Below are 6,238 nucleotides of genomic sequence, written 5' to 3'. Positions count from 1 at the left end.
CGTGCAGCCGAGTTTGGATTCACGTTGCAGGCTGTCGATGGTGTTTCTTAGGAAGGCTACCGCTCTCTTGATGTCGGACTCCCTGAGCAATTCTCGATAATCGAGCGACTTGAAGAGAGCCATGCGGTGCAGCATCTGTGTCAGGTGTTTGGAGTGCATCGCAGTAGCTACAGGGCCTGGCGTGACCGGGACAGAGAACTCTGTGAGGCTGAGAAGGCGCTGCTGGACCAGGTTGTCGAGGCGCATACAGCCAGCAACGGTTCTGCCGGAGCGCGCAGTATTGCCAGAATGATCACGCAGGCCGGAACACCACTGAGCCGGTACCGAGCGGGCCGGCGGATGAAGCAGTTGGGGCTGGCGAGTACGCAACCACCGAGCCACGCCTACAAGAAAGCGGATCAGCCGCACCTGGACATCCCGAACCGGCTTGACCGGGCGTTCGATGTGAAGGAGCCCAATCAGGTTTGGGCGGGCGATATTACTTACATCTGGACCGGCGCGCGCTGGGCTTACCTGGCGGTGGTCATTGATTTGTTCTCCCGTAAGCCGGTGGGCTGGGCGATGTCTTTGTCGCCCAACACAGAACTGGTGATGAAGGCTTTGACGATCGCCTATGAATCACGCGCAGAGCCATCTGATGTCATGTTTCATTCGGATCAGGGCTGTCAGTACACCAGCCTGGGATTCCGACAGCTGCTCTGGCGCTACCAGATGCAGCAGAGCCTGAGTCGCCGAGGGAATTGCTGGGATAATGCCCCCACAGAGCGTTTCTTCCGGAGTTTGAAAACGGAGTGGGTACCGGAAACAGGGTATTCGAGTTTTGCCTCGGCGAAACAGTCGGTCACGGACTATATGATCGGTTATTACAGTGCGGTGCGACCGCATAAGCATAACGATGGCCTGCCGCCGAATATGGCGGAGCAGGCCTACTGGAAAACTCAAAAGACGGTGGCCTAAAACACTTGACCACTACAAAACCATTAGTTAACGAAAAGGCAGCCCCATTTGTTCATGAAACCTGTTTATACGCAGTATTTAAGTATGAAGCCATGAACAGTTCCCTGTAGTTTGGCTGTAGGAAGCTCAACCAAACCTTCCGAGAACAGGAAACGTCGACAACATCCACGACGCAAAGAGTGTCATATGACCGGTGAGCACCATTAAGCCCATGACAACGAGCACCAAGCCAGAAAACGCTCTCAGTAGTCGACTCCAGCGACTGAACCAGCGTACTCGTTGCCGAAAGTGTTCAATAAACAGGGCACTTCCGAGAAAAGGAAGAGCTAACCCCAACGAATACGCCGCCAGATACAGCATGCCCGCCTCAGCATTGGCATGGGTGGAGCTGAGCGCCAATATGGCCCCGAGTATGGGGCCTATACAGGGTGTCCAGCCGATGGCAAACGCGGCGCCAATTCCCCAGGTTGCAAGATCAGGAATTTAGTCCCCTAAGTTTTGTAAGTCCGTTAAACTGCCCAGAAATCAAATTTGATACCTTCACTGGAAGGGTCGTTGTCGATGATAACCCTCGACCGCCATAGCATCTTGCCGGTACCGCACTCCGGCAGGGTAATGGTTCCCTGGTAAACACCCTGGGCATTCGGTAGCAGCTGGGTGCGGACCACGCCCATGTACATTTCAAGCCCTTCGAAATCCACGATCAGGGAGTCTGCTGTCATGTTATCGAGACGCACACGAATGGGAATCTCTGTCATCGATTCGATGGCTTCATTACCTAAGCCGACTGTGATGGTTTGATCGCCCTTTCGCCCGATACACTGACCTTCAAAAGGTGCGCATCCCTCGGTGGCGTAAAAAGTGACACCGGCATCCAGATCAGGCTTCAGGTACTGCGGCAACACGAAAATTGCAGCGACCACCAGACTGAAACCGGCTATACCGAATAACCATGACCATTTATTGAAGTGCTGCTTCAACGACATTTTCGAGTTACCGAGATTTAAAGGAGTGTTGTCTGGTATCCGTGAGAAGTCAGGAGGGGCTCTCGGCCTGGTTAATGTCCTGACTTTCGTTCTGTTGATAGCGGCGCTGGTCGTCTGTCCATAGTGTTCTCAGGTACTCGATCACCCACTGAATTTCCTCGTCGGTGAGGGTGTCCTCAAATGCTGGCATAGCCAGCCGATCTGTTTTGTTGAAGGGATGCCGCCATCCCTCGGCAATCATCCTGAACAGCATGGCATCACTGTGGCGCCAGGTGTGGCCGGTCTCATCGTGTGGTGGCGGGGGCATTTCGCCTTTCTCATCCGGTTTGTTCCAGTTGGCCGCACCTTCACCCTGCCATCCGTGGCAGGCGGCGCAGTATTGCTCGTAGATCTGGCGACCCTTGGCCACTTCGGTCGGCAAGCTGTCGCTGTTTGGTGGCGCGCCACCGGCCATCAGAAGGGCCGGGGCAACGAGCAAGACCAGCGGGACAAACCACTTATTCATGAACAGGCACCCATTCGCCAGAGGCGTTCCGCGAAAGCAGGTCTCCGTTTTCCGTGCCCACCACGAGTCCTTCCTTGGGTGAGAATGTCAGAGCGGTGATTGCCTGGGGTATTTCAAGGCCAACCCAGGTTTCGCCGCCGTCAGAACTGTGGTGAAGTTGCCCCTCGATTACGGCGTAGACGTTCTCCGGGGCCGAAGGATCGTAATCAATGGCCGTCACCGCCCCTCGCAATTCGCCGGCATCGCCCCAGAAGCAAAAACAGTCCATGGAACGGGCCACACCACGGGTGGTGCCCGCGAACAGCCAGCCACTTTCCATGCTGCCGGGCATATCCGAGTGCAGGAACGCCTGCACCGGCTCCCGGGGTCCACCGTCAACCTTCACCCATTCGCCACCGCCGTCCCTGGATCGGAACATGCCACCTTCACCAAGATAGGCGTAGAGCGTTTCCGGTTGGGTGGCGTGGGCGGCAATGGCGGTGATTCCGAGATCCGGCAGGGTGTCATTGAGGGAATGCCAGCGCTCGCTAGCATACTCATAGCGCCAGATGCCAAGGCCTGGCCCTGCCAGGTACAGGCGTTCGTCCGCGCCCTTTGCCATGGAACGGGGTTGAGCGCCGGAATCGGACGGTGGCAGCGGGATGTCGGCGGCAGTCTTATCATCAAGAACAAGCAGGCCGCTATCCCGAAGCACCAGCAGGGCGCCGGAGGAGTCAGTCGCCAGCGCTTTCACTGCTTGGGCATCATTCGCAGACTCGGCTTGAACCAGGGCCGGCATGACGGCAACCAACGCGAACAGGAAAAGCCTGGAAACGCCAGAATTCAGGCGGTAAACCATCGTTTTCATGGGGCTGACCTCAGTAATCCTTGTGTTCACGGAAAACACCTTGCTTGCCATTGGCATTAAAAGCGATGACCTGGTAATCGTCCTTCCGGCCGGTTTCCATGCCGGGGGTGCCATGGGGCATGCCCGGCACTGATAGCCCAATCGTATTGAACTGCGGGTCCTCAAGGTAGGCGACGATGTCATTGGCCGGCACATGGCCCTCAATCACCAGGTCTCCGATCAGCGCAGTGTGGCAGGACGCCATATCTCGGGGTACGTCGTACTCTTGCTTGATTTCATTGAGGTTGTCGGTTTCAACGATGCGGGTCTCAAAGCCATTGGCCGCGAGGTGCTCGGCCCAGTCCTGGCAGCAACCGCAATTGGGGCTCTTGTAAATGGTGATGGCCTGAACTGTCTTTCCACTCTCGGCTTGCGCAACCGATGACTGGTCAGATTCGTTGGCCTGGATGGCCAAGGTGGCGCCAGCGCCGATAACGACAGCGGCTATACCCGTATAAAGGGCGAGTTTCATGGTCTTCATGGAAAATCCTCGGTTGGAATCGCTTATATGCAGTGCAGGGCTCGGGGATGCACATGCATCCCCGGCCCATAGCTTCAGTTCATGAGGGTGTCCAAATGGTTATTTGGTGCCGGTGTCTTTGTCTTTCATGCCATCGCCACCATGAGCCTGCATCATCTTCATGCACGCTGCGGTCATGGCTTTACGGTCTTCAGGGGACATATCGGACATCATGTTCATCATCCCCATCATGCCGCCCATACCCTCCGTGCCTTGCGAGGACATCATGCCATTCTGCTCGGAGTGTCCGGCCATCATGCCGGCGCCTTCGCCGTGGGCAACGGCAGAGAAGAGGGCAACACTGCCTGCCAGAACGGCGGCGGTTACGGTAAGCTTGAGTTTTGAATTACGCATTTGATTTACTCCAGTTAAAGTCTCGTTACGGATGGACGGAAGTACGAGACTTTGTTGTAAGAATTAACGTTAAAGAGCTTGCCTCCTAGAGGCAAAAATCCGGGTTAAAACTCAGGAGTGGTGTTCTGGAGGAGGCGTAATAGAGGCCAGGAACGGATCCTGGTAGAAGGTTGATCGTGCGGTCAATACCGGGTGGGAGCCCGTATCGGTAAAACCGATGGAATCCCCCGGTAACAGGGCAACGCTGACGCTGACCCCGCATTTGATCAGCCCACTGGCGCTCGGGCAGGCCATGTCAGGGGCTGAGGAACAATCCGTTTCAGTATCTGTTGAGGAGCCGGCGCTCTCAGCCTGAGCCATCATCATGGAACCACAATCCGGCATCGCAGTGTCCGCGTCGCTGTCCGCTATTTTGGACATAGCCAATGCCGGCCCGCTTATCACCAGAAGCAGTGATAGCAGCGCGGAAATAAATTGGCGGGTTGTTGCGGTCATCCTGATTCCAAGCACCAAGCTGTAAAGGTTCAACGCTGTGACACACAGCTCGTCTTTCAGTTCACCAAATCCTAGCAGTTTTTATTTCAATGATACAACGCCATCGATACCCAAAGGCCCAAGGTGAATTCACTTTGGCCATTCTGATAAAAGCCTTGACCTTAAACCTTGCTTCAACGTTACTTTCTTAAAAATGCTCAACTGCAAGGCTGTTTACCGCATAAGCGGTGGAAATGAGCAACCAACAACTAAGGTAAAAATGAGGGACGATAATGAGTTGCTGTAACAAAACGAGCGGCACAGACAAGGGCACGTTGAATTCAGATCCTGGCCGAGGAAGGCTAGTGGGTTTGCTGACAGGGCCACGGCGTTGGTGGTTGTTTGGCGCCATCGCGGTCATCGCCGGACTTACCTTTGGCTGGGAACACCTGGTGCTATTCGGACTCGCTCCCATACTGATCAGCCTCCTGCCCTGCCTGATCATGTGTGGTCTTGGGTTGTGCATGATGAAGTGCAAGGACAAGTCGGGCTCGGTGACAACGGTTGAGCAGACGAAGGAGACCGGCGGCGCTTAGCCTTGCACCTGAAAATAGCGCATCATCCCTGCGTCTTCATGTTCCATGTTGTGACAGTGGTAGATGAAAAGGCCGGCAAAGCGCTCGAACTTCATCGCCAGTTGGACCGTTTCCCGGGGCATGACCAGAACCGTGTCGTGCCAGCCGCTGTCCACCAGGCCCTGCTGCAAACTGTCCGAGTTGCCACCTCTTCGCCCCACAATGTTGAACTGCAAACCGTGAATGTGCATGGGGTGCGGCATGGGTGTGTTGTTCCGGAATTCCCAGATTTCCGTATCGCCAAGGCGGACTTTTTCGTCATCCGCCACGTGGGGCCCTTCAAAACGCCGACCGTTAATCGCAAAGCCCCGCATCATCACCGGTCTTAACTCAAACGTCCGGATGCGTGTGTTACTTCCTACCAGTATCCTTTGCCGCTGCTGACCTAACTGCGCTGGCAACTGTTCGTTGACCTCTAACGATTCGGCCACCTCCAGACCGACCAGGGTGAATCGGCTGCCGAGGGGAAGAGCGTTGCTACCCATCATTCCCATTCCGCCCATCATACCGGCCTGGAAACTGTCGCTGATGAGCTCCAGAGTGCTACCCGGCTGGGACTGGGAAAGGTCTAACCAGATATCAAGCCTTTGGGCCGGAGCCAGAGTGGCGTAGGGCCTGTCTTCCGGTTCCGGGAGAAGGCCACCGTCTGCACCGATCACTGTGACAGGTCGCCCGTCACTCCAGGCCAGTTTGTAGATGCGGGCATTGGAGCCGTTAAGGACCCGAATTCTGTATGGGCGCGTGGCGACCTTGCGCGTGGCCGGAGGAACGCTGTTAACCAGTATCCTGTCTCCCAGAAAACCGTGCATGCGATCCATCATGGCTCCCATACCCCCGTCGAGGTAAACCAGTTCATTGGCACCCGCAAAGGTGCGGTCCTGAAGCACCAGTAACAGTTCATTGTCGCCTGACGGCAATCCG

At 55.8% G+C, this 6,238-nt stretch carries 9 protein-coding genes and 1 pseudogene; 2 read left to right on the top strand and 8 right to left on the bottom strand.

Features of this window, described 5'->3' with window-relative positions; translation table 11 throughout:
• Window positions 1–51: 51 nt before the first annotated feature.
• Window positions 52–957 (top strand): annotated as a pseudogene (locus AAC035_RS17560) (IS3 family transposase); the annotation flags it as partial.
• A 126-nt stretch (window positions 958–1,083) separates the two neighbouring features.
• Here AAC035_RS17560 and AAC035_RS17555 read toward each other — a convergent pair.
• From AAC035_RS17555 to AAC035_RS17525, 7 genes are all read right to left on the bottom strand, one after another.
• A complete protein-coding gene (locus tag AAC035_RS17555; RefSeq protein ID WP_339806386.1) occupies window positions 1,084–1,440 on the bottom strand; it encodes a cytochrome c biogenesis protein CcdA in 357 nt (118 codons plus the stop codon).
• 26 nt (window positions 1,441–1,466) lie between these two features.
• Window positions 1,467–1,943, bottom strand: coding sequence for a hypothetical protein (locus tag AAC035_RS17550; RefSeq protein WP_011784881.1), 477 nt, complete (start codon window positions 1,941–1,943; stop codon window positions 1,467–1,469).
• A gap of 49 nt (window positions 1,944–1,992) precedes the next feature.
• Window positions 1,993–2,448, bottom strand: a complete 456-nt coding sequence (locus tag AAC035_RS17545) for a cytochrome c (RefSeq protein ID WP_011784882.1) — start codon at window positions 2,446–2,448, stop codon at window positions 1,993–1,995.
• Window positions 2,441–3,295 (bottom strand): hypothetical protein, encoded by an 855-nt coding sequence (locus AAC035_RS17540; protein ID WP_053115571.1) that lies wholly within the window; start codon window positions 3,293–3,295, stop codon window positions 2,441–2,443. The genes AAC035_RS17545 and AAC035_RS17540 overlap by 8 nt, the downstream gene beginning before the upstream one ends.
• Before the next feature lie 10 nt (window positions 3,296–3,305).
• Window positions 3,306–3,815 carry a DUF411 domain-containing protein gene (locus AAC035_RS17535; RefSeq protein WP_094625678.1) on the bottom strand — a complete coding sequence of 170 codons (510 nt, stop codon included), beginning with the start codon at window positions 3,813–3,815 and terminating at the stop codon, window positions 3,306–3,308.
• Window positions 3,816–3,914: 99 nt separating this feature from the next.
• A complete protein-coding gene (locus tag AAC035_RS17530; protein ID WP_094625679.1) occupies window positions 3,915–4,208 on the bottom strand; it encodes a hypothetical protein in 294 nt (97 codons plus the stop codon).
• Window positions 4,209–4,319: 111 nt separating this feature from the next.
• Window positions 4,320–4,628, bottom strand: a complete 309-nt coding sequence (locus AAC035_RS17525) for a hypothetical protein (protein WP_228285638.1) — start codon at window positions 4,626–4,628, stop codon at window positions 4,320–4,322.
• A gap of 419 nt (window positions 4,629–5,047) precedes the next feature.
• Here AAC035_RS17525 and AAC035_RS17520 point away from each other — a divergent pair, with 419 nt between their 5' ends.
• Window positions 5,048–5,278, top strand: coding sequence for a hypothetical protein (locus AAC035_RS17520; RefSeq protein WP_339806384.1), 231 nt, complete (start codon window positions 5,048–5,050; stop codon window positions 5,276–5,278).
• On the opposite strand, the gene AAC035_RS17515 is transcribed toward AAC035_RS17520, so the two are convergent.
• A partial coding sequence (locus AAC035_RS17515) for a multicopper oxidase domain-containing protein (RefSeq protein ID WP_339806383.1) occupies window positions 5,275–6,238 on the bottom strand: 964 nt, incomplete at its 5' end. The two genes, AAC035_RS17520 and AAC035_RS17515, sit on opposite strands and share 4 nt — an antisense overlap.

The sequence above is a fragment of the uncultured Marinobacter sp. genome, assembly GCF_963974375.1.
Lineage (GTDB): Bacteria > Pseudomonadota > Gammaproteobacteria > Pseudomonadales > Oleiphilaceae > Marinobacter.
Note: the sequence above shows the minus strand (reverse complement) of the source record. Positions and strands in the feature narration are given on the sequence as shown.

Bases quoted from the DNA above. Each gene is read 5' to 3' on its own strand.
- AAC035_RS17550 (WP_011784881.1), bottom strand. From the start codon at position 1,943: ATGTCGTTGAAGCAGCACTTCAATAAATGGTCATGGTTATTCGGTATA.
- AAC035_RS17545 (WP_011784882.1), bottom strand. From the start codon at position 2,448: ATGAATAAGTGGTTTGTCCCGCTGGTCTTGCTCGTTGCCCCGGCCCTT.
- AAC035_RS17540 (WP_053115571.1), bottom strand. From the start codon at position 3,295: ATGAAAACGATGGTTTACCGCCTGAATTCTGGCGTTTCCAGGCTTTTC.
- AAC035_RS17535 (WP_094625678.1), bottom strand. From the start codon at position 3,815: ATGAAGACCATGAAACTCGCCCTTTATACGGGTATAGCCGCTGTCGTT.
- AAC035_RS17530 (WP_094625679.1), bottom strand. From the start codon at position 4,208: ATGCGTAATTCAAAACTCAAGCTTACCGTAACCGCCGCCGTTCTGGCA.
- AAC035_RS17525 (WP_228285638.1), bottom strand. From the start codon at position 4,628: ATGTCCAAAATAGCGGACAGCGACGCGGACACTGCGATGCCGGATTGT.